15 protein-coding genes are annotated in these 22,187 nt (G+C 67.1%); 6 read left to right on the top strand and 9 right to left on the bottom strand.

What is annotated here, in order from left to right:
• Positions 1-599: 599 nt before the first annotated feature.
• From BFF76_RS04320 to thyX, 3 genes are all read right to left on the bottom strand, one after another.
• Entirely contained in the window at positions 600-2,285 is a 1,686-nt protein-coding gene (locus BFF76_RS04320; protein WP_065847243.1) for a ribonuclease J, read from the bottom strand.
• A 130-nt stretch (positions 2,286-2,415) separates the two neighbouring features.
• Entirely contained in the window at positions 2,416-3,315 is a 900-nt protein-coding gene (dapA, locus tag BFF76_RS04315; protein ID WP_065847241.1) for a 4-hydroxy-tetrahydrodipicolinate synthase, read from the bottom strand.
• Positions 3,316-3,467: 152 nt separating this feature from the next.
• Positions 3,468-4,205 carry an FAD-dependent thymidylate synthase gene (thyX, locus tag BFF76_RS04310; RefSeq protein ID WP_031100438.1) on the bottom strand — a complete coding sequence of 246 codons (738 nt, stop codon included), beginning with the start codon at positions 4,203-4,205 and terminating at the stop codon, positions 3,468-3,470.
• Between the two features lie 175 nt (positions 4,206-4,380).
• Between thyX and BFF76_RS04305 the strand changes: the two genes are divergently transcribed.
• Positions 4,381-4,620 carry a hypothetical protein gene (locus BFF76_RS04305; protein WP_065847239.1) on the top strand — a complete coding sequence of 80 codons (240 nt, stop codon included), beginning with the start codon at positions 4,381-4,383 and terminating at the stop codon, positions 4,618-4,620.
• Positions 4,621-4,713: 93 nt separating this feature from the next.
• Positions 4,714-5,265, top strand: a complete 552-nt coding sequence (locus BFF76_RS04300) for a hypothetical protein (protein WP_065847237.1) — start codon at positions 4,714-4,716, stop codon at positions 5,263-5,265.
• A gap of 44 nt (positions 5,266-5,309) precedes the next feature.
• Here BFF76_RS04300 and BFF76_RS04295 read toward each other — a convergent pair whose 3' ends face one another.
• From BFF76_RS04295 to eccD, 6 genes are all read right to left on the bottom strand, one after another.
• A complete protein-coding gene (locus tag BFF76_RS04295; protein ID WP_065847235.1) occupies positions 5,310-5,762 on the bottom strand; it encodes a tetratricopeptide repeat protein in 453 nt (150 codons plus the stop codon).
• A gap of 14 nt (positions 5,763-5,776) precedes the next feature.
• A complete protein-coding gene (gene dapB, locus BFF76_RS04290) occupies positions 5,777-6,529 on the bottom strand; it encodes a 4-hydroxy-tetrahydrodipicolinate reductase (protein WP_065847234.1) in 753 nt (250 codons plus the stop codon).
• An 11-nt stretch (positions 6,530-6,540) separates the two neighbouring features.
• On the bottom strand, positions 6,541-7,932 hold the full coding sequence (locus tag BFF76_RS04285) for a M16 family metallopeptidase (RefSeq protein WP_065847232.1): 1,392 nt from the start codon (positions 7,930-7,932) through the stop codon (positions 6,541-6,543).
• Positions 7,929-10,142 carry a polyribonucleotide nucleotidyltransferase gene (locus BFF76_RS04280; RefSeq protein WP_065847230.1) on the bottom strand — a complete coding sequence of 738 codons (2,214 nt, stop codon included), beginning with the start codon at positions 10,140-10,142 and terminating at the stop codon, positions 7,929-7,931. Before BFF76_RS04280 ends, BFF76_RS04285 begins: the two co-directional genes overlap by 4 nt.
• 271 nt (positions 10,143-10,413) lie before the next feature.
• Positions 10,414-10,704 carry a 30S ribosomal protein S15 gene (rpsO, locus tag BFF76_RS04275; protein ID WP_003965855.1) on the bottom strand — a complete coding sequence of 97 codons (291 nt, stop codon included), beginning with the start codon at positions 10,702-10,704 and terminating at the stop codon, positions 10,414-10,416.
• Between the two features lie 178 nt (positions 10,705-10,882).
• Positions 10,883-12,385: a type VII secretion integral membrane protein EccD gene (gene eccD, locus BFF76_RS04270; protein ID WP_065847228.1), complete on the bottom strand. Its 1,503-nt coding sequence runs from the start codon at positions 12,383-12,385 to the stop codon at positions 10,883-10,885.
• A gap of 245 nt (positions 12,386-12,630) precedes the next feature.
• Between eccD and eccCa the strand changes: the two genes are divergently transcribed.
• From eccCa to BFF76_RS04250, 4 genes are all read left to right on the top strand, one after another.
• Complete coding sequence (eccCa, locus tag BFF76_RS04265; RefSeq protein WP_031100418.1) at positions 12,631-16,599, top strand: type VII secretion protein EccCa; 3,969 nt, start codon at positions 12,631-12,633, stop codon at positions 16,597-16,599.
• Positions 16,600-16,764: 165 nt separating this feature from the next.
• Positions 16,765-17,235 (top strand): hypothetical protein, encoded by a 471-nt coding sequence (locus BFF76_RS04260; RefSeq protein WP_031100415.1) that lies wholly within the window; start codon positions 16,765-16,767, stop codon positions 17,233-17,235.
• On the top strand, positions 17,235-19,535 hold the full coding sequence (locus BFF76_RS04255; RefSeq protein ID WP_065847226.1) for a DUF6571 family protein: 2,301 nt from the start codon (positions 17,235-17,237) through the stop codon (positions 19,533-19,535). Before BFF76_RS04260 ends, BFF76_RS04255 begins: the two co-directional genes overlap by 1 nt.
• A gap of 1,351 nt (positions 19,536-20,886) precedes the next feature.
• A complete protein-coding gene (locus BFF76_RS04250; protein ID WP_053929051.1) occupies positions 20,887-21,960 on the top strand; it encodes a (+)-(1(10)E,4E,6S,7R)-germacradien-6-ol synthase in 1,074 nt (357 codons plus the stop codon).
• Positions 21,961-22,187 lie beyond the last annotated feature (227 nt).

Raw genomic sequence — 22,187 nt, 5'->3', positions numbered from 1 at the left:
GCACCATAGAAGAGCGGGACAACCAACCGGAATAGGGTTGGCAATCCACTGCGTCCTCGCTGATGTTGCCTACCCGCCACATGGGCCGGCAGGACTTCAAAGGAACCACCAACCCACCGAAGTGGGCCGGGGTATCAACATATTTGGCGTTGACTTTTGGCACGCTGTTGAGTTCTCAAGGAACGGACGCTTCCTTCGGTCCCGTTTCACCGGGGCCCTCCGGGCGCTTCCCTTCTGTTCTTGCGTTTCCGACTCTATCAGACTCTTTCGTGTCCGATTCCCGGTCGAAGCGGGTTACTGCTTTTTCGCTTTCCAGTTCTTCGCTTTCGCGTTTCCCTTTCCGGCGAGTCCGACTTTACCAGACTCTTTTCCGTCCCGTTTCCGGTCCGAACTTGATTCCGGCGACCTGTGGAATGGTCTTTGCCTTTCGGCGGATCCGACTTTATCAGAGATTCTGAGTCAGAATTCCCGCCCCGCTCGGTGCGTCCCGTCGCATGGCTGCGCGCGGTGCTTCCCGGTAAGGCGGAGCCGTAAACGTACTGGAGCGGGGCGCCTCGATGCAAATCGAGGGAGCCCCGCTCCGGTCGGGCGGCGTCGGGTCAGACCTCGACGACGACCGGGAGGATCATCGGACGCCGGCGGTAGGTGTCCGACACCCACTTGCCCACCGTGCGGCGGACCAGCTGCTGGAGCTGGTGCGGCTCCATCACCCCGTCCTGGGCCGACTTGTTGAGGGCTTCCTGGACCTTCGGCACAACGGCGCTGAAAGCGGAGTCGTCGATACCGGAGCCACGGGCCTGGATGTGCGGCCCGCCCACGATCTTGCCGGACGAGCTGTCGACCACGATGAAGACCGAGATGATCCCCTCGTCGCCGAGGATGCGGCGGTCCTTGAGGGAGGTCTCGGTGACATCGCCGACCGAGAGACCGTCCACGTACACGTAGCCGGCCTGGACCTTGCCGACGATCTTCGCCTTGCCGTCGACGAGGTCGACGACCACGCCGTCCTCGGCGATGACGATGTGGTCCTTCGGCACGCCGGTCAGCGCACCCAGTTCGGCATTGGCCCGGAGGTGGCGCCATTCGCCGTGCACCGGCATCAGGTTCTTCGGCTTGCAGATGTTGTAGAAGTACAGCAGCTCGCCGGCCGAGGCGTGACCCGAGACGTGCACCTTGGCATTGCCCTTGTGCACGACGTTCGCGCCCCAGCGGGTCAGGCCGTTGATCACGCGGTACACCGCGTTCTCGTTGCCCGGGATCAGGGACGACGCCAGGATCACGGTGTCGCCCGGGACGATCCGGATCTGGTGGTCGCGGTTGGCCATCCGGGAGAGCGCGGCCATCGGCTCGCCCTGGGACCCCGTGCAGACCAGCACGACCTCGTCGTCGGGCAGATCGTCGAGGGTCTTCACGTCGACGACCAGACCGGCGGGCACCTTGAGATAACCCAGGTCACGGGCGATGCCCATGTTCCGGACCATCGAACGCCCGACGAACGCGACCCTGCGGCCGTATTCGTGGGCGGCGTCCAGGATCTGCTGGATGCGGTGCACGTGGCTGGCGAAGCTGGCCACGATGATGCGCTTCTGCGCATTGGCGAAGACCGTGCGCAGGACGTTGGAGATGTCCCGCTCCGGCGGAACGAATCCGGGGACCTCCGCGTTCGTCGAGTCGGAGAGGAGAAGGTCGATGCCTTCCTCGCTCAGCCGGGCGAAGGCGTGCAGGTCGGTGAGACGGCCGTCCAGCGGAAGCTGGTCCATCTTGAAGTCACCGGTCGCGACGGCCATGCCCGCAGGGGTGCGGATGGCGACGGCGAGGGCGTCGGGGATGGAGTGGTTGACCGCGATGAACTCGCAGTCGAACACGCCGATGCGCTCGCGCTGCCCCTCGGTCACCTCGAGGGTGTAGGGGCGGATGCGGTGCTCCTGGAGCTTGGCCTCGATGAGCGCGAGGGTCAGCTTGGAGCCGATGAGCGGGATGTCCGGCTTCAGCCGGAGCAGATACGGGACGCCGCCGATGTGGTCCTCGTGGCCGTGCGTGAGGACGATGCCCTCGACGTCGTCCAGGCGGTCCCGGATGGTGGTGAAGTCCGGCAGGATCAGGTCGATGCCCGGCTGCTCCTCCTCGGGGAAGAGCACACCGCAGTCGACGATGAGCAGGCGGCCGCCGTACTCGAAGACCGTCATGTTGCGGCCGATTTCGCCCAGGCCGCCCAGCGGGGTGACCCGCAGGCCGCCCTTGGGGAGCTTCGGCGGGGTACCGAGTTCGGGATGCGGATGACTCAAAAGACTCTCCTTACCACGCACGCCACGTACCGCGGAGGGCACGTGGCGCGCATGTCATTCGTGCACTTGCTGTTGTCAGGTGGTGTTTCCGCCGCGAGTGTCCTCGCGTATTCAGTTGTGAAGTCAGTGATTAGAGCTGTACCCCGCCGGCAGCCAGATCGATCTTGAGCTGGGCCGTCTCCTGCGCGGTGAGTTCCACCAGCGGGAGGCGGAGCGGACCGGCCGGCAGGCCCTGCAGGGTGAGCGCGGCCTTGGCGGTGATCACGCCCTGGGTGCGGAACATCCCGGTGAAGACCGGGAGCAGCTTCTGGTGGATCTCCGTGGCCTTCTGAACGTCGCCGCCGAGATGTGCCTCGATGAGTGCGCGCAGCTCCGGGGTCACGACATGGCCGACGACGGACACGAAGCCGACTGCGCCGACCGAGAGCAGCGGAAGGTTGAGCATGTCGTCACCGGAATACCAGGCGAGGCCCGACTGGGCGATGGCCCAGCTGGAGCGGCCCAGGTCGCCCTTGGCGTCCTTGTTGGCGACGATCCTGGGGTGCTCGGCAAGGCGTACGAGCGTCTCTGTGTCGATCGGCACACCGCTGCGGCCGGGAATGTCGTACAGCATCACCGGGAGCTCCGTGGAGTCCGCGATGGCGCCGAAGTGGCGGAGGAGGCCCTCCTGCGGCGGCTTGTTGTAGTACGGCGTCACGGCGAGGAGCCCGTGGGCGCCGGTGCGCTCGGCGGTGCGGGCCAGCTCGATGCTGTGCCGGGTGTCATTGGTGCCGACGCCCGCGACGACGTGGGCCCGGTCTCCTACGGCTTCGAGCACAGCCCGTACGAGCTGGTCTTTCTCCGCGTCGCTGGTGGTCGGGGACTCACCCGTGGTGCCGTTGACGACCAGGCCGTCGTTGCCTGCGTCCACCAGATGGACGGCGAGCCGCTGGGCGCCGTCGAGGTCGAGTGCGCCGTCCGCCGTGAACGGCGTGACCATAGCGGTGAGGACCCTCCCGAAGGGGGTCTGCGGAGTGGAGATCGGAGCCATGGGTAACACGCTACTCGTTGCTCGGAGCGTCGTGTCCCCTCGGGGGGACGAGGAAGAGGAGCCCGGCACTGCCTGCTCGGGGGTTCAAGCAGTGCCGGGTCCGTTTGATCAGCCTAGATGAACTTCACGAAACGCCGCAATACGGACACCGCCTACGGGGCGACCCGTCCGTTTTTGTTGAAGGCGGCATGAGTGAGCGGCATCAGGCGCTGCCAGTGCTGTTCCATCTGCTCGCCGACCATCTCGATCTCGCGCTGCGGGAAGGACGGCACCTTGGCCATCTCGTGCTGTGTGCGCAGACCGAGGAAGTGCATCAGCGACCGGGCGTTGCAGGTGGCGTACATCGTGGAGAACAGCCCCACGGGGAGCACCGCACGGGCGACCTCCCGGGCGACCCCTGCGGCGAGCATCTCCTGGTAGGCGTCGTACGCCTGGCGGTAGGAGACCTCCATCGCGCGGCTGGTGAGCTCGTGCTGCTCCGGGGTTCCCTCGACGAACTCGTACTTGCCGGGGCGGCCCTGCTGGATGAGCTTGCGGGACTCCCCGGGGACGTAGAAGACCGGTTCGAGCTCCCTGTAGCGGCCCGATTCCTCGTTGTACGACCAGCCCACGCGGTGGCGCATGAACTCGCGGAACACGAAGATCGGGGCGCTGATGAAGAAGGTCATGGAGTTGTGCTCGAACGGGCTGCCGTGCCGGTCCCGCATCAGGTAGTTGATGAGCCCCTTGGAGCGCTCGGGGTCCTTGGTGACCTCTTCCAGGGACTGTTCCCCGGCCGTGGACACGCGGGCTGCGAAGAGCACGTCGGAGTCACCGGCCGCGGATTTCACCAGGTCAACGGTGACATCGCTGCGGAAGTGGGCCTTCGTGGGCTCGGGGGTGTCGGTCACCGGCGGGGGTCCTTCCAATGGCGTCGCTCGGGCGGCGTCCACTCTACGGGCCAGGGAGGCGGCATCCGTCAGCGGGAAATTTTGGACGGGTTCGGCGATTCGGGGCACCGATCGGGCCTCTCGTACGTCTGACTCATTAGCAGCACCCGTCACATAGTTCAAGGAGACCTTCCTCATGTTCCGCCGGCGTGAATCCGTCCCGTTCTCGTTCGTTGCCGAGGCCGACCGGTTCCGCAGTAATGTCACTCCGCCTCCCCGCCAGCGCGCCAGTCGCTCACAGCTGGCCGCTCGTTCCCTCGTAGGGCTCACGCTGATCGCGGGTTTCGCCGGATCGCTGCTCTTCGGACTGCCCGCTCTCGACACGGACCGGACGCCGTCCCACGGTCAGACGTCCGAGGCCTCTCAGCACCGCTGACCCGTACGGGCCCCCTGGGGTGGTCCGCCCGGGGGCTGCTCGGTAGCCTCACCGGGCACAGCAATCGAGCGTGCTTGTGAGTGAGGATCAGTCGTGCCCCTGCCCTTTCTGACGGCCGACCGCGCATTCGACGCGGACGCAGAGGACATCGCGCTGCCGTTCGACGACCACGACAGCTGGCGGCGGCCCTACCGCCCCGGCCCGTGGCGGGTCGCGGCGGCAGCCACCCTGCTGCTGCTGGCGTCCTTCGTCCTGCTCGCCGCGATGATCATCACGTTCGCCGGTTCGCTGTCCAGCGCCACCGTGTGCTTCGCGCTCGCCGCCGTGGTGATCACCGGCGCGCTGCGGCTCCTGCGAGTCGGTGCCTGGGTGAGCCGGCACGGTGTACGCCGGGTGGGCTTCTTCCGTACGACCACCGTGCCGTGGGACGACGCGACAGCGGTCCGCACGGTCCAGCAGCCGGTGAAGTGGCTCGGCCTGCCGCGCACCGTCCAGGGCCAGGCGCTGACCGTGGTGCGCAGGAGCGGTGAGCTGCTGGCGCCGCTGGTCACCGACCACAATGCGGACTTCCTGGCCCGGGCCGAGGCATTCGAGCGTGCCACCGACTCCATCGAGGCGTGGGGCGACGAATACCGCACCGGCTGACGGCCGGGGCTCTGCAGCACACGGACAAGCCGGTACGGCGCCGCTCAGGCGCTTACCGGCTTGTTCGCGTGCAGGGCGATGGCGTGCTGCATCGCCTTACGGGCACGTGGGGTGTCCCTGGCGTCCTGGTAGGCCACGGCCAGCCTGAACCAGCAGCGCCAGTCGTCGGGGCTGTCCTCGGTCTCCTCACGGCGCCTGGTGAACACGGCGTCGGCCGAGTCGCGGTCGATGCGCCCGGACGGGGTGCGCACCAGCTCGTCCACGGGGAGGCCGCCCTCGGCGTCCAGCTCGGCGGCCAGGGCGTTGGCCCTGCGGACGAACTGGGTGTTCTTCCAGAGAAACCAGATGCCGATCACCGGCAGGATCAGCACCGCCACTCCGAAGGTGACCGTGAGCAGCGTGCCGTGCCGGATGAGCAGGACGCCGCGGCTGCCGGCCAGGACGAAGTAGAAGACCAGGACGGCAGCGGTGACGGCGTAGGTGATCTTTGCGCGCATGGGTTCGGGCCCAGTCAGTTCAGGTCGAGGAAGTGTTCCAGGCCGAAAGTGAGGCCGGGAGTGGTCACCACGCGGCGGGTGCCGAGCAGGATGCCCGGCATGAAGCTGCTGTGGTGCAGCGAGTCATGGCGCAGAGTGAGGGTCTCGCCCTCGCCCCCCAGCAGGACCTCCTGGTGGGCGAGGAGGCCGCGGAGCCGGACCGAGTGGACCGGCACGCCGTCGACGTCCGCGCCGCGTGCTCCGTCCAGCGCCGTGGCCGTGGCGTCCGGCTGCGGCGCCGCGCCGGCCTTCTCCCGGGCGGCCGCGATGAGCTGGGCCGTGCGGGTCGCGGTGCCCGAGGGGGCGTCCGCCTTGTTCGGGTGGTGGAGCTCGATCACCTCGACGGACTCGAAGTAGCGGGCTGCCTGCTCCGCGAACCTCATGGTGAGCACGGCGCCGATGGAGAAGTTCGGCGCGATGAGCACACCGGTCCCCGTGGAGCCGGAGAGCCAGGTGTTCAGCTGCGCGAGCCGTTCGTCGGTCCAGCCCGTGGTGCCGACGACCGCGTGGATGCCGTGCCGGACGCAGAAGTCGAGGTTCTCCATCACCGACGCCGGTGTGGTGAGCTCGACGACTGCCTGGGCGCCGGCCTCGGTGAGGGTCTCCAGCGTGTCGCCACGGCCGAGGGCGGCCACCAGCTCCATGTCGTCGGCGGCCTCGACGGCTCGTACAGCCTCGGACCCGATGCGTCCCTTGGCGCCGAGAACGGCCACGCGCAGCTTGCTCATCTGTTCATTCCTTACGGGGTGGTGAGAGAGACCGCTTCCTGGAGGCGGTCGGCCTGCTTGTCCTTCAGCGGGCCGATGACCGAGAGCGAGGGCCGCTGTCCGAGGACGTCGGCCGCAACCGCCCGCACCTCGTCGGGGGTGACCGCCGCGATCTTCGCCAGCATGTCATCGACGGACATCTGTTCGCCCCAGCAGAGCTCGCTCTTGCCGATGCGGTTCATGAGCGCGCCGGTGTCCTCCAGCCCGAGGACCGTGGACCCGGCGAGCTGGCCGACGGCACGGCCGATCTCCTCGTCACCGAGGCCGTCCGCCGCCACGCGGTCGAGCTCGTCGCGGCAGATCTTCAGCACGTCGTGGACCTGGCTGGGCCGGCAGCCCGCGTACACGCCGAAGAGGCCGCAGTCGGCGAACCCGGAAGTGTACGAGTACACGCTGTAGGCGAGACCGCGCTTCTCCCGTACCTCCTGGAAGAGGCGCGAGCTCATGCCGCCGCCGAGCGCGGTGTTCAGGACGCCGAGTGCCCAGCGGCGCTCGTCGGTCCTGGCCAGGCCCGGCATACCGAGGACCACGTGGGCCTGCTCGGTCTTGCGGTTCAGCAGCTCGACCTTGCCGGCCGCGCGCAGGGTGCGGGAACCTTCGCGCGGCGCCGTGGGAACGGCGTCGGTGCGGGTGAGGGCCCCGGCGCGCTCGAACGCCTTGCGGACCTGTCGCACGACCGTGGCGTGGTCGACGTTGCCGGCGGCGGCGACGACCAGGTGCGTGGGGTCGTAGTGCTTCTTGTAGAAGCGTGCGATCTGGCCGCGGTTCAGCGCGTTGATCGTGTCGACCGTGCCGAGGACCGGGCGGCCGAGCGGGGTGTCGCCGAGCATGGTGTGCGCGAACAGGTCGTGCACGCAGTCGCCCGGGTCGTCCTCCGTCATCGCGATCTCCTCGAGGATGACGCCGCGCTCGGCGTCGACGTCCTCGGGGGCGATCAGGGAGCCGGTCAGCATGTCGCAGACGACGTCGATGGCCAGCGGCAGGTCGGTGTCCAGGACCCGCGCGTAGTAGCAGGTGTACTCCTTCGCCGTGAAGGCGTTCATCTCGCCGCCGACCGCGTCGATCGCGGAGGAGATGTCGAGGGCACTGCGCTTGGCGGTGCCCTTGAAGAGGAGGTGTTCGAGGTAGTGCGTCGCGCCGTTCAGGGTGGGCGTCTCGTCGCGCGAACCGACGTTGGCCCAGATTCCGAAGGTGGCGGAGCGGACGGAGGGCAGGGTCTCGGTGACGACCCGGAGGCCGCCGGGGAGGACCGTGCGTCGGACCGTGCCGATGCCGTTGCTGCCCTTGAGAAGCGTTTGGGTACGGGCGACGGCCCGCCCCTCCGAGGAGGGGCGGGCCGTCGTCACGGAACTACGGGACGTCACTTGTCGGTGTCGTCCTTCTTCTCGTCCTCTTCGCCCTCGACCACGGGGATGAGGGAGAGCTTGCCGCGGGAGTCGATCTCCGCGATCTCGACCTGCACCTTGGCGCCGACGCCGAGCACGTCCTCGACGTTCTCCACGCGCTTGCCACCGGCGAGCTTGCGGATCTGCGAGATGTGCAGCAGGCCGTCCTTGCCGGGCATCAGGGAGACGAACGCACCGAAGGTGGTGGTCTTGACGACCGTACCCAGGTAGCGCTCGCCGACCTCCGGCATGGTCGGGTTGGCGATGGCGTTGATCGTGGCGCGGGCGGCCTCGGCCTGCGAGCCCTGCTGGGCACCGATGTAGATGGTGCCGTCGTCCTCGATCGTGATGTCGGCGCCGGTGTCCTCCTGGATCTGGTTGATCATCTTGCCCTTCGGGCCGATGACCTCACCGATCTTGTCCACCGGGATCTTGACGGTGATGATCCGCGGGGCGTTCGGGGACATCTCGTCCGGGACGTCGATGGCCTCGTTCATGACGTCCAGGATGTGCAGCCGCGCGTCACGGGCCTGCTTCAGCGCGGCGGCCAGGACCGAGGCGGGGATGCCGTCGAGCTTGGTGTCGAGCTGGAGCGCGGTCACGAACTGCTTGGTGCCGGCGACCTTGAAGTCCATGTCACCGAAGGCGTCCTCCGCACCGAGGATGTCGGTGAGGGCGACGTAGTGGGTCTTGCCGTCGATCTCCTCGGAGATCAGGCCCATGGCGATACCGGCGACGGCGGCCTTGAGGGGCACACCGGCGTTCAGCAGGGACATGGTGGAGGCGCAGACCGAGCCCATGGACGTCGAGCCGTTGGAGCCCAGCGCCTCGGAGACCTGGCGGATCGCGTAGGGGAAGTCCTCGCGCGACGGCAGCACCGGCACGATGGCGCGCTCGGCGAGTGCGCCGTGGCCGATCTCGCGGCGCTTGGGCGAGCCCACGCGGCCGGTCTCACCGACGGAGTACGGCGGGAAGTTGTAGTTGTGCATGTAGCGCTTGCGGGTCACCGGGGAGAGGGTGTCCAGCTGCTGCTCCATGCGGAGCATGTTGAGGGTGGTGACGCCCAGGATCTGGGTCTCGCCACGCTCGAACAGCGCCGAGCCGTGCACGCGCGGGATGGCCTCGACCTCGGCGGCGAGGGTACGGATGTCCGTGACCCCGCGGCCGTCGATGCGGACCTTGTCCTTGATGACGCGCTCGCGGACCAGCTTCTTGGTCAGCGCGCGGTAGGCACCGGAGATCTCCTTCTCGCGGCCCTCGAAGGCCGGGAGGAGCTTCTCGCCCGCGATCTCCTTGATGCGGTCCAGCTCCGCCTCGCGCTCCTGCTTGCCGGCGATGGTGAGCGCCTTGGCGAGCTCGGTGCTGACGGCCTTGCCGAGCGCTGCCAGGACGTCGTCCTGGTAGTCGAGGAATACCGGGAACTCGCCGGTGGGCTTGGCGGCCTTGGCGGCGAGGTCGGACTGGGCCTTGCAGAGCGCCTTGATGAAGGGCTTCGCGGCTTCCAGACCGGCGGCGACGACCTCTTCGGTCGGGGCCTCGGCGCCGTCCTTGACGAGCTGGATGGTCTTCTCGGTGGCCTCGGCCTCGACCATCATGATCGCGACGTCGCCGTCCTCGAGGACGCGACCGGCGACGACCATGTCGAAGACGGCGTCCTCGAGCTCGGTGTGCGTCGGGAAGGCGACCCACTGGCCCTTGATCAGGGCGACGCGGGTGGCGCCGATGGGGCCGGAGAAGGGCAGGCCCGCCAGGATCGTGGAGGCGGAGGCGGCGTTGATCGCGACCACGTCGTACAGGTGGTCGGGGTTGAGCGCCATGATCGTCTCGACGATCTGGATCTCGTTGCGCAGGCCCTTCTTGAAGGAGGGGCGCAGCGGGCGGTCGATCAGGCGGCAGGTGAGGATCGCGTCCTCGGAGGGCCGGCCCTCACGGCGGAAGAAGGAGCCGGGGATCTTGCCGGCCGCGTACTGCCGCTCCTCGACGTCCACCGTGAGGGGGAAGAAGTCGAGCTGGTCCTTGGGCCGCTTGGAAGCGGTGGTGGCCGACAGCACCATGGTGTCGTCGTCCAGGTACGCGACGGCGGAGCCGGCGGCCTGCTTGGCCAGGCGGCCCGTCTCGAAGCGGATGGTGCGGGTGCCGAAAGTACCGTTGTCGATCACGGCTTCGGCGTAGTGGGTCTCGTTCTCCACTAGTGATTTCTCCATACTCGTCGTCTTTCGTCCTGCCGCCCGTGTGGCGGAGGACGGTGCGGAGAGGCGCGCCGTGTGTGCGGGCCGGTCTTCGATCGAAGCTCCCGGGCACTGCCCCGGGGGCCACTACCGAGGACCGGCGGCGGCCGTGGCGCGCCTCTCCTCGTTCTGTTGTCGTACGTCCAGGTTACTGAGCCTGACCCCGGTCACGCACGTACAGCAAAGGGAGCGGCCCCCTGGAACCGGGGTACCGCTCCCTCTCACAGCGTCCTTACTTGGCGCCGCCGGCCGCACCACGGCGGATGCCGAGGCGGTCGACGAGCGCACGGAAGCGCTGGATGTCCTTCTTGGCGAGGTACTGAAGGAGGCGGCGACGCTGGCCGACCAGGATCAGCAGACCACGACGGGAGTGGTGGTCGTGCTTGTGCGTCTTGAGGTGCTCCGTCAGGTCCGAGATCCGGCGGGAGAGCATGGCGACCTGGACCTCGGGGGATCCGGTGTCACCCTCCTTCTGGGCGAACTCGGACATGATCTGCTTCTTCGTAGCGGCGTCGAGCGGCACGCGTACTCCTCTTGGTGTTCGATGCGCCCACGAGTGCCCCTGGTCTTGATCTCAGGGGAGCTTCCATGACTCGGAGGCGAAGGTCCGATGAGCGCAGCCCCCAGGATGATCCGGGGACGCGTACACAAACGGCCACTGGTCAGAGTACCAGCCCTTCGGAGCGCCTCTGACGGGCCGATCAGCTGGTGAGTGCCCTGATCGAGTGGTAGACGTCGAAAACGGCGAGGCACAGCGGGAGCAGCGTCAGGAGTACGCAGGCCTCGGCGATCTCGAGGAAGCGCCCCCAGAACGGCGTGACACCCTTGCGCGGCACGATCAGCCCTATGGCGGTGATCAGCGCGGCGACACCGGCGACCGCGGCCGTGAGCCAGATCGTACGGATGTCGAGTCCCGCGCTGTCGCCCTTGAACGCCTCGCGGATCAGCTCGACCGGCGGGTTGAGCGACAGTCCGAGGCCGAGGAGTACGAGCGCGGCGAGGCCCGCTCCCAGGGCGCACCCGACCTGGGCCGTGTAGCGGAACAGGTGGGCGCGCATCAGCATCGCGATGCCGGTGGCGAGCGCCAGCAGCTGGCCCCAGACGCTGTCGGAGAAGCCGAGTACCGCGGCGGATCCCACGGCGACCAGGGCGCATCCCCCGACCAGGCCGAGGAGCAGTTCGTGGCCGCGCCGCGCCTGGGCGGTGATGCGGTCGGCGTCGATCGGTCCCTGCGGCGCCGGCTCGGAGGTGCCGTAGTCGCCGGCGGTGGTGCGGGGCGGCTCGAAGCCGATCGGGAGCCGGGCGAAGCGGGTGGAGAGCCCGGGAAGGAAGGCGAGGAGCCCCACGGAGAGGGGTGCGCACACGGCCGCGGTCTCGGCCGGCTCCATACCGGTCATGATCGCGATGAAGGTCACGAGCACGCCGATGGCGGAGGCGAAGACGAACGCGACGAAGGTGCCGTCACCCCTGGGAGCGGCGATCATGAGGATCACCGAGGCCACCAGCACGGCGGAGCAGGCGAGCAGGAACTGGAGCCTCCCGACGCCCTGGCCCTGGCTGAGCGGCAGGAGCCCGGCACCCGCGACCGCCGCGTTGGTGAGGCCGCCGATCCCCAGCGCGATGGACGAACCGCGGTCCGCGTACACGCGCGCGCGCACGCAGGCCAGCGCGAGCAGGAGCAGGGCGGTGACGGCGGCCAGGATGCCCGGCAGCCCGTTCATGTCGTGCCGCACGTCGGAGGTCCAGAGCACGAAGCCGAGCAGGACCAGCAGGACCGACCCGCCGAAGAGACCGGCCGAGCGCATGAGGCTGTCGCCCCACAGGGTGCGGTCCCGGGCCACCGCGGTGGCCACGGCGTCGGAGACGTCGTCGAAGACCGCGGGGGGCAGCGACTCGGAGAAGGGCCGCAGGGACAGCAGCTCGCCGTCGAGGATGCGCTGGCCTGCCAGCGTGCGACCGCTGTCCAGGACCGTGCCGTCACGGCGCACCAGGTGATAGCCGACCGGGGCGCCCTGGGCGGGGCTCTGCCCCGCCAGCCGGAGGATCTCCGGGTAGAGGTCGGCCACGGGGATGTCCTCGGGCAGCGCCACGTCGACGCGGCTGTCGGGCGCGACGACCGTGACCCGGCAGAAGCCGGTTCCGTTGCCGGCCGGAACTCCGGGACCCGGCCGGCCGGATCCGGTAGCCGCCGTTTGGGCCGTCATAGTCACGTGCTGCTCCCCCTCATGCTTCTCCTGGACCTCCTGTGGACGCACCCCTGCGTCACGGGCTCCGATTGCGTCCCGAATGACCCATTTTTTTGCGGTAGTTAGCGGATGCGTACACGCGTCGCGACACCCTACCGCCCTCGGGTCACCCGGTACGCCAGTAGGATCCTCCCGCGGATGGAGCCCGTCGCCACGGGGGCGCCGATAGGAACAGTTCCGTCCGGCAAGGGAATTGGTGAGCTGTGAGCCAGATCGTCGTCAAGCGCCCACCGCGGGCCCTCCCCTCCGAAGTTCCGGGCGAGCAGGTGCAGTTGCAACCTCCGCCCGAGTTGCCTCGCGGGCAGCAGGAGGGGGTGATGATGCAGCTGCTGCCGATGCTCGGTATGGGTGGTTCCGTCGTCTTCTTCTTCATGACGCCGAACCCGATCATGCGGATCATGGGCATGATCATGATCGCGTCGACGATCGCCATGGCCATCGCGATGCTCGTTCGTTTCCGGCGCGGCACCCAGGGTCAGCTCGCGGACATGCGGCGCGACTACCTGAAGTACCTGACGCAGACCAGACGGGCGGTGCTGAGGACGGCACGGCAGCAGCGCGACGCGCAGTTCTACCTCCACCCGTCTCCGGAGCAGCTGTGGGCGCTCGTCGCCGAGGGCAGCCGGGTATGGGAGCGCCGGGTCGGGGACGCGGACTTCGCGCACGTACGCATCGGCCTGGGCAGCCAGGAACTCGCCACTCCGCTCGTCGCACCCGACACCGCGCCGGTCGATGAGCTGGAGCCGCTGACGGCCGGGGCGATGCAGCAGTTCCTGACGACGCACAGCACGCTGGACGGGCTGCCGATGGCGGTCTCGCTCCGCGCCTTCTACCACCTGACCATCAGCGGCGAGGCGGAGTCCGCGCGCGCCACGGCCCGCGCGATGGTCGGGGCGCTCGCCTCGCTGCACTCCCCCGAGGACCTGGTCATCGCCGTCGCGACCAGCCGTGACGCCGCTCCGCGCTGGGAGTGGACGAAGTGGCTCCCTCACGTCCAGGCGCGGGGATCGGTCGACGGCGCCGGAAGCCGCCGCCTGATCTCCACGAGTCTCGCCGAGCTGGAGGAGATGCTCGCGGGCCGCCTCGACGGCCGGCCCCGCTTCCAGCCCGGGGGTCAGCCGATCCTCGACCAGCCGCACGTCGTCGTCGTGCTCGACGGCGAGTCCGTACCGGCGACGTCCGCGCTCGCGTCGGCCGAGGGCCTTCAGGGCGTCACCGTCGTCGAGATCGTCACGGGCCAGGTCAACGGAGCGCGCGGCGGCCTCTCCATCGTGGTGGACCCCCACTCGCTGCAGCTGGAGTCGGGGCACGGCCTGGTGTACGACGGTCTGCCGGACCTGCTGAGCCACGAGGCCGCCGAGGCGCTGGCGCGACAGCTGGCCCCGCTGCACGTCGCCTCGGGCGGGGACGACGACGAACCACTGCTCGCCAACCTGGAGTTCACCGATCTGCTGAATCTCGGTGACGCGGCCTCGGTCGACGTGAGCCGGACCTGGCGGGCGCGTTCGCAGGCGGAGCGGCTCCGGGTCCCGATCGGCGTGGGCGAGGACGGCTCCCCGGTGATGCTGGACCTCAAGGAGGCGGCGCAGGAGGGCATGGGTCCGCACGGTTTGTGTGTCGGCGCCACCGGTTCCGGCAAGTCCGAGCTGCTCCGCACGCTCGTACTGGGCCTGGCGGTCACCCACACCTCGGAGACCCTGAACTTCGTCCTCGCGGACTTCAAGGGCGGTGCGACCTTCGCCGGTATGGCACAGATGCCGCACGTCGCAGCGGTGATCACCAACCTCGCGGACGACCTGACGCTGGTGGACCGCATGGGCGACTCCATCAGCGGCGAGCTCAACCGCCGTCAGGAGATGCTGCGCGACGCGGGCAACTACGCCAACATCCACGACTACGAGAAGGCGCGCGCCGCGGGGGCCCCGCTGCAGCCCATCCCCTCGCTCGTCCTGGTCATCGACGAGTTCAGCGAGCTGCTCACGGCCAAGCCGGACTTCATCGAGATGTTCGTCCAGATCGGGCGCATCGGCCGTTCGCTGGGCGTCCATCTGCTCCTGGCCTCGCAGCGCCTCGAGGAGGGGCGGCTTCGCGGCCTGGAGACCTATCTGTCGTACCGGATCGGTCTGCGTACGTTCTCCGCCGGCGAGTCACGGGCCGCGCTGGGCGTCCCCGACGCCTACCACCTGCCCAACGTCCCGGGTTCGGGCTACCTGAAGTACGGCACGGACGAGATGGTGCGCTTCAAGGCGGCGTACGTCTCGGGGGTGTACCGCTCGGGCGCCCAGCCGGCCGCGTCCTCCGGTCCTCTGCCCGTGGACCGCAGGCCGGTGGTGTTCACCGCGGCTCCGGTGCCGGTGCGTTACGTACAGCCGGCGGCACAGGCCGGCGTACCCGATGCGCGCAGGTCCGAGGACGATGCCCTGGCCGACACGGTCCTCGACGTGATCGTGCGCCGGCTGGAGGGCCGGGGGGCCTCCGCGCACCAGGTGTGGCTGCCTCCGCTGGACAATCCGCCGTCGCTGGACGAGCTCCTGCCGGGACTCTCCGCGGTCGAGGGCCGGGGGCTGACCCAGCCCGGGTTCGAGGGCTCGGGCCGTCTCGTCGTACCGCTGGGTGTGGTCGACAAGCCGTACGAGCAGCGCCGCGACACGCTCTACCGGGACTTCTCAGGTGCGGCGGGCCACATGCAGATCACCGGCGGCCCGCAGTCCGGCAAGTCCACGCTGCTGCGCACGCTCATCGCGGGCTTCGCCCTCACCCACACGCCCCAGGAGGTCCAGTTCTACGGACTCGACTTCGGTGGCGGCGGCATGGCCTCGGTCTCCGGCCTGCCTCACGTCGGCGGGGTCGCCTCCCGCCTCGATCCCGAACGGGTGCGCCGTACAGTCTCCGAGGTGTACGGGATCATGGCTCGCCGCGAGGAGTACTTCCGGAGCGCGGGCATCGACTCCATCGCCACCTTCCGCAGGCTGAGGGCGCGTGGCGAGATCTCGGCGACGGACCAGCCGTGGGGTGACGTCTTCCTGATCGTCGACGGCTGGGGCAACTTCCGTACGGACTACGAGGGCCTGGAATCGGCGGCCGTGGACATCGCGCAGCGCGGCCTCGGCTACGGCATCCACCTGATCGTCACGGCGTCGCGTTCCATGGAGGTCCGGGCGAACCTGAAGGACCACCTGATGAACCGGCTCGAACTGCGGCTCGGTGACGTCATGGACTCGGAACTCGACCGCAAGGCCGCGGTCAACGTGCCCGCCGGAGTCCCCGGACGAGGTCTCACGCCGGAGAAGCTGCACTTCATGGCAGCGGTACCGCGGATCGACGGCATCAACTCCGACAGCGACCTCTCGGAGGCCACGGCGGCCATGAACCAGGAGGTGGCCCGGCACTGGACCGCAGCGCCAGCCCCGGCGGTCCGGCTGCTGCCCCGCGAACTCCCGGTCCACGAACTGCCCGCGGGCTACGCGCAGCCGGAGCGGGGCATCGCGTTCGGCATCGACGAGAACAACCTGGAGCCGGTCTTCCTCGACTTCGAGCGGGACCCGTTCTTCCTGGTGTTCGGCGAGAGCGAGTCCGGCAAGTCCAATCTGCTGCGCCTGCTGATCAAGCAGCTGACCGAGAGGTACGACGGGAACGCCGCCAAGTTCTTCGTCATCGACAACCGGCGGGCGCTGCTGGACGTCACCCCCGCGACGCACCTCGCGGAGTACGTGCCCATGTCCAACAACATGGAGCACCATGCCGACGCGCTGTTCGACCTGATGAAGCGCCGTACGCCGTCGCCCGAGGTCACGGCCCAGGAGCTGCGGGAGCGCAGCTGGTGGAGCGGCCCGACGGTGTACGTGGTCGTGGACGACTACGACCTGGTCTCGACGTCCAGCGGGAACCCCCTCGCGAAGCTCACCGAGATGCTCCCGTTCTCCCGCGACGTCGGCGTGCGGTTCATCATCGCCCGCAGCACGGCGGGCGCGAGCCGGGCGCTGTACGAGCCGTTCATGCAGCGCATCCTGGAACTGGGTGCGCAGGGCGTGATGCTGTCGGGCGACCCCGTCGAGGGCGACGTGCTCGGCAACGTCCGACCGCGCCCGATGCCCCCGGGGCGCGGGGTCTTCGTCACCCGGCGCCGCGGGAATCCGCTGGTACAGACCGGGCTCATGGACGGGCAGCCGTAGGACGCGCGGCCAGGGGCGCGGCGGGACACGCGGCAGTGACGGGGCGGGCGGTGACAGTGGCGAGATGCCGCTCTCACCGCCCGTTTCTGTGTGTGGGCCAGACATTGAGGCGGAAGAGATTCCGAAGTTCGACATTCTACTTACTGACTGACGGGGGTTCCGCACATGGCATGGGCCGAGTGGGAGCAGTTGAAGGCCGAAGCGGCTGACAAGGCCGGCACGCAGATGCGGCTGAACACGGCCGAGCCCGGAGGCGGCGGAAGCAAGAAGGGCGACCTGGCCGTCAACCAGACCGATCTGTCGGGCGTGCGTGACGATGCCGACAAGCTGCACAATCGCCTGTGGAATGAGGCCCGCGTCGCGGTTCCCACCAGCGAGACGGCGGCAGGCGACCTCGCGAAGCAGGGCTTCGAACTCGGCGGCGCCCTCCAGCACGTGGCGGATCGATGGGACGTCCAGCTGAAGTCCCTCAAAGACGCGTGTGGGCACATAGCGAATCACATCGACTTCACGAAGTACGTGCACCAGGGTGACGACCAGTACGTCCTGAACAGAGTCAGCAGTATCGCCACGCTCGATCAGGCCTTCGACGACCACAACGCGCCCAAGGGTGAGAAGAACAAGGCGGACAACTGATGGATTTCGAGACCCTGCGCTTCGCCAAGTTCGGACAGCTGGACACGGCCGTCACCGACTGGGCGACGATGGTGACCAACCTCGCCTCCCTGAAGGAGGACGCCCGGGACGGCCTCAAGAAAAAGGCCGACAAGGCCGACTGGTCAGGCGACAACGCCAATGTCACCAAAGGGTTCGTCGACAAGACGGTGCTCGAGTTCGATGACGCCCACAAGCAGGCCAAGTCCCTGTGGAACATCCTCAGAGACACGCGCGACGAGCTGAAGTCGTACCGGAGTCAGCTCGACGAGGCCATAGAACGTGGGTTGAAGAAGAATCTTACGGTCTCCGCGAACGGCGGAGGCGGGTTCACGGTCTCGATGCGCATCGGCCCCAGCAGCACGGGAACACCCGCTCCCGCCGACAGCGAGAGTGCCATGAACGCCCTCCGCATTGAGATCCAGAACATCCTCGGCAAGGCGACCGAGAGCGATCACACGGGCTCGGTGGCCCTCAGGGCCCTGTCCGACCAGGCTGAACTCGGATTCACAGGCGCCGAGTACAAGGACCGGGACTCCGCGGACAACGCGATCAAGCAGGCCGACGCGTTGGCAGCTATCGCCAAGAAGGATCCCGCCGACCTCACCGTCAAGGAATTCGACAAGCTGAACGCCGGGCTCAAAAAGATGTCGGGCGACGAACTGTTCAGCGCCCGTTTCGCGGAGAAGCTCAAGGCACAGGGGATGCTGGACTTCTGGACGGAGTTGAACACCCCGAGGCCTACCGACCTGCAGAGCGCCCGGGGCGACCAGTATGACGAGCTGCAGAAGAACCTGAGCCTGACCCTGGCCACCGCCACCCAGAGCGACAGCCGGGGGATGACGGACTGGAAGCGGGACATGGTGGATCTCGGCAGCCAGCCAATCGCAAGGGGATCGAACACCGTGGGATTCCAGGTGATGAGCAATCTCATGCGATGGGGAAATTTCGACAATAAGTTCCTCGACGATTACGGAAACGAATTGATCAAGGCCGAGAAGGAGCGCACCGACAACGGTCGACACGGGGCCTGGCGTACCGGCAGCCCTATGGACCCGGTACTCAACCGCACGGGCTCGGATTCCGGGACGGACCCGATGACGGGCTTCATGAAGGCTCTGTCGAGCAGCCCTGATGCTGCGACGGAGTTCTTCAGCGACACGTTCCTCACGAAGGAGGAGGACCACGAGTTCAAGGAAGATACCGATGGGGACGGAAAGAAGGGGATGAAGGAACTCAGCAACTTCGACTACCTCTTCGAGGAGCGGGACTGGCCCAAGGACTATACCAACAAGGGCGAGGACAGCATCTCCGGCCGGAATAACATGGCTCTAGCCCTTGAGGCAGCGACAACCGGACACCCTGCGGGTATGGGCCCCCCGGACAATGCACCCCCCCACAGTGCTCAGCAGGCCAGGCTGATGGGAGATATCGTCGCCTCGATCTCCGATGATAAAACGCGCCTGACGGATAACAGTTACATGGGCGACAGCATCGGCCAGATCGCATCCGAATATTTGCCTGACATAAATCAAGCCATGAGCGACGACCCGGAAGTCCTGGAAGACGGACAGGCCGGAAAGGTCAACAAACTATTCCCGATCACCGGCAGCCCGGCGGACATAAACCACAGAGACGCAACTCGTTTCCTTCTGGCAGTAGGCCAAACCCCCGAAGGCTACGCCCGAGTAGAGCTCACCCAGAAGGAGTACATGGCAAACCTGATGGATTATCACCTCAACCCAGACCTGCCAACAGATCAGCGATTCTCATCCGACAAAAATTTGACGGTCTCTCAGATTGCTTATGGCACAGGAGAAGTATCCGGAACTCTGGCGATTGGCCGACAGGAAGAAATCGCGGGCGATGCAGAAGAGGAGGATAAAGCCTACGCTCACGCACTAACTCAGACAAAGGGGGGCATCTCGGGAACCATTGGGATCGGCATTGGCGTCGGTACATCATTCATTGCAACGCCGGCCGTTGGTGCTGCCGTTGGAGGTGCGGCCGGCACCGTGAGCAGCATGTTCCTTGAGGGAATTTTTAAGGACTACGAAGGGGAGGCCAAAAACGAGGCTGGGCCTGTCATGGCCGAGCATTGGGAGAATGGACGCGATAAGAATTTCAAGCACAGTCAAGAGGCAGTGATCGAGGCCGCAAAGGCTCACGGAATCCCCCTGCAGGACCTTGCGACGCATGCCAGAATAGGCGCACGCGACGGCTTCACGGATGCCGGAACAAACGTTGAGGCAATGGGCCCCGACCTGAAAACTGACGTTTAGAGCACCGCTTCTTCGGAATCCATCAAGCCTTCTTTATGGCAAGTATAGGATGAGCGCATTGACAGCTTATATCGCACGCCATCTAATTCTCAGTAAGCGATCAAAACTTTTGACACTCGCTGCTGCTTTGGGGTTCGGCCTGGTGAGCTGCTCGGATGGGGCGGAGCGCAACTACAACGTGCCTACATCCCTGTGCGGTGTATCAATTACAGCGGCTTCACTGACCCCGGTACTCCCTGCAGGAGAAAAGGTATCGCAAAAATCTGTCTCGCCTGCCGACGGAGTCAAGCGCTGCCAGGTATCAGTGGACAGTAAGATCGTACTAGTAGCAGGGCAGGAATGGTGGAGCGACAAACCGAATCTGAGGCAAATAGCACAGGGCCAGGCTTACGTAGAGCTTGAACAGTTCTCGGACGACGGAAATTATATCTATTCCGGGCGGGGTGCCGTCGCCAAAGTCAAGTGCGCAGAACCGATGCGACCGGAGAACGAACTTTTCACCGTGATTCAGGTACCCGAACCCGGGAGAGCGGACGCAACCGCGGTGAAGAAGATCATTACCGCGTTCACAACGGCCCTGAGCTCGTCAGATCAGTGCACACGCGACAGTTGAACCGATGCAACACAACGACTGAAGGTACCTTTGGGGATACTTGCTGCTGGGTGCGCTTGGAGCCCCCCGGGCCCCTCTGTAAATAGACGGTCAGGCCGGGGACGCCCTGTCACCCATCCTCCAGTCCGCCGGTGGGCGCGAGCCGCTGCCCGGGCCTTGCGCACGGCCCGGGCAGCAGGGACGAGTGGGACAGCGGTTTGCCGATGAAGTCGGTGACGAATCGAATGTTCACCTCGTAGCGACAGCCTTTGGCCGCCGAGTCATCACCGCGCCGGAGCAACGGTCTCGCGAGGCGTCGGCGATCTCGCGGTCATGCACTCGGTCCTATCCGAACTCGATGGCCGGAACCTCGTGTGGGAACAACCTGTTGGATCTGACGGTGCCTGCTCGGGGAGAAAGTGCCTGGGCCACCAAATCCCGCATCGACCACGCCCTACCCGCTTCGGGGCCAGCGTCGGCAATACCCGGGTCTCCGCGCAGATTCTGTGACTCTCGAACTGGCAAGAGTCACTTTTGGGCCAGCGCCGCGCCGCGGGCGATCAACCGCAATCGAGGCGTGATCAATCGTTCCTCTCCCTTTCACATGCCCCGGGGGCATGCACAAATGACTCTATCCTGCGGGGAAGGGACAGTGCTCCGTAGGCCAAGCAGGCTGGAAACGGCTGTACCCGCCGCCCGCGACCCTTGCTAACTTCCGGGTCTCAGAGGCATCGGTACGTACATGTGAAAGGGCGGTACATGACCTCCCCAGCTCCAGCGCCGAAGATCCCTCAGCTGTGGGTCCCCCTTCCGTCGGGGATTCACCCGAGTTGGCGCGAGATCGACGAACGTTCGGCCGCCTGGCTCGATCGGTTCGGCCTCTACTCGGACCGGGCGCAACGCGACCGGCTGACGCGCATCTCCGTCGGCGAGATCACCAGCCGCGGCGCCCCGTCCGGGCGTCTGGCCGGCTTGCAGTGGACCTCCGACTTCCTGATGTGGCTCTTCGCGTTCGACGACGAGTACTGCGACGAGGGGCCGGTCGCGGCGTCCCCGGATGCCACCCTGCTCATCATCACGAAGCTTCAACGCGTGGTCGAAGTACCCTGGGCCGCCACCACCGACGACAACTACAGCACCGCGCTGCTCGAGTTACGTCTGCGGCTCGACGACCTCACCACGCCGGTGCAGACCGCCCGCTGGGCCGCCAGCTTCCGTGCCTACCTCCAGGGCCAGATCTGGATGGCCGCGAACGGCGCTCACGGGCGGATTCCCAGCCTCTCCGACCATCTGGCCGTCCGGCTCGACTCCTCCGGAGTCAAGATCTTCTCGACGCTCAGCGAGATCATCCACGGATACGACCTCTCCGCGGCCGAGTACGAGCGCCACGACGTGCGCGCGTTCGTCGAGGTCTTCGCCGCGATCATCGGCTGGTCCAACGACCTGGTCTCGTACCACAAGGAGCGTCAACGCAGCCAAGAGGGCTACGGAAACATCGTCGATCTGATCGCCTACGAACGGGGGTGCTCCCTCGACGAAGCGGTGAGCGAGACCGCCGTGATGCACACCCGCGCCATGGCCCTCTATCTCCGTCTCCGCGACCAGATACTGCGCGACGCCGGCCCCGAACTCCACCGGTGGATCACGGACTGCGACTCCTGGATCCGTGCCGACTACGACTGGTCCCTCACCACCCATCGCTACGTCAATCCGGAGAACCCCGCCGACCTTCCAGCCGGCAGTGCGGCCTCCCCGTTCCAGGAACGGGAAGCGGACGAGCCTCTGCCGATCGCCAGCGTCGCCTGGTGGTGGGACCTGCTGGAGGAGAAGTGACCTGAGTCCTGAGTCGGCTCACCGCCGTACTCGCCCGAGGCCGTGCTCTCAGAGGCGTTGCGGTTCAGCCGTACCCGCGGGCCTGTACACGCGGGACGCCCCTCGGCCCGGGGCCGATCGTCGAGGGATTCCTGGTCGGCAGCGAGCAATGAGTGGTCTTCCCGGCTGTACGCACTCACGAAACAGGTCAGGGTGGGCACCTCCCGTGCGTGCCCACCCTGACCTGT

This window comes from Streptomyces mutomycini (genome assembly GCF_001700505.1).
In the GTDB taxonomy this organism is placed as follows: Bacteria; Actinomycetota; Actinomycetes; order Streptomycetales; family Streptomycetaceae; genus Streptomyces; species Streptomyces mutomycini.
Note: the sequence above shows the minus strand (reverse complement) of the source record. Positions and strands in the feature narration are given on the sequence as shown.

Excerpts from the sequence above, each read along its gene's own strand:
- BFF76_RS04295 (WP_065847235.1), bottom strand. The coding sequence starts at position 5,762 with ATGCGCGCAAAGATCACCTACGCCGTCACCGCTGCCGTCCTGGTCTTC.
- eccD (WP_065847228.1), bottom strand. The coding sequence starts at position 12,385 with ATGACGGCCCAAACGGCGGCTACCGGATCCGGCCGGCCGGGTCCCGGA.
- BFF76_RS04305 (WP_065847239.1), top strand. The coding sequence starts at position 4,381 with ATGTTCCGCCGGCGTGAATCCGTCCCGTTCTCGTTCGTTGCCGAGGCC.
- BFF76_RS04255 (WP_065847226.1), top strand. The coding sequence starts at position 17,235 with ATGGATTTCGAGACCCTGCGCTTCGCCAAGTTCGGACAGCTGGACACG.
- BFF76_RS04250 (WP_053929051.1), top strand. The coding sequence starts at position 20,887 with ATGACCTCCCCAGCTCCAGCGCCGAAGATCCCTCAGCTGTGGGTCCCC.
- dapA (WP_065847241.1), bottom strand. The coding sequence starts at position 3,315 with ATGGCTCCGATCTCCACTCCGCAGACCCCCTTCGGGAGGGTCCTCACC.
- BFF76_RS04260 (WP_031100415.1), top strand. The coding sequence starts at position 16,765 with ATGGCATGGGCCGAGTGGGAGCAGTTGAAGGCCGAAGCGGCTGACAAG.
- dapB (WP_065847234.1), bottom strand. The coding sequence starts at position 6,529 with ATGAGCAAGCTGCGCGTGGCCGTTCTCGGCGCCAAGGGACGCATCGGG.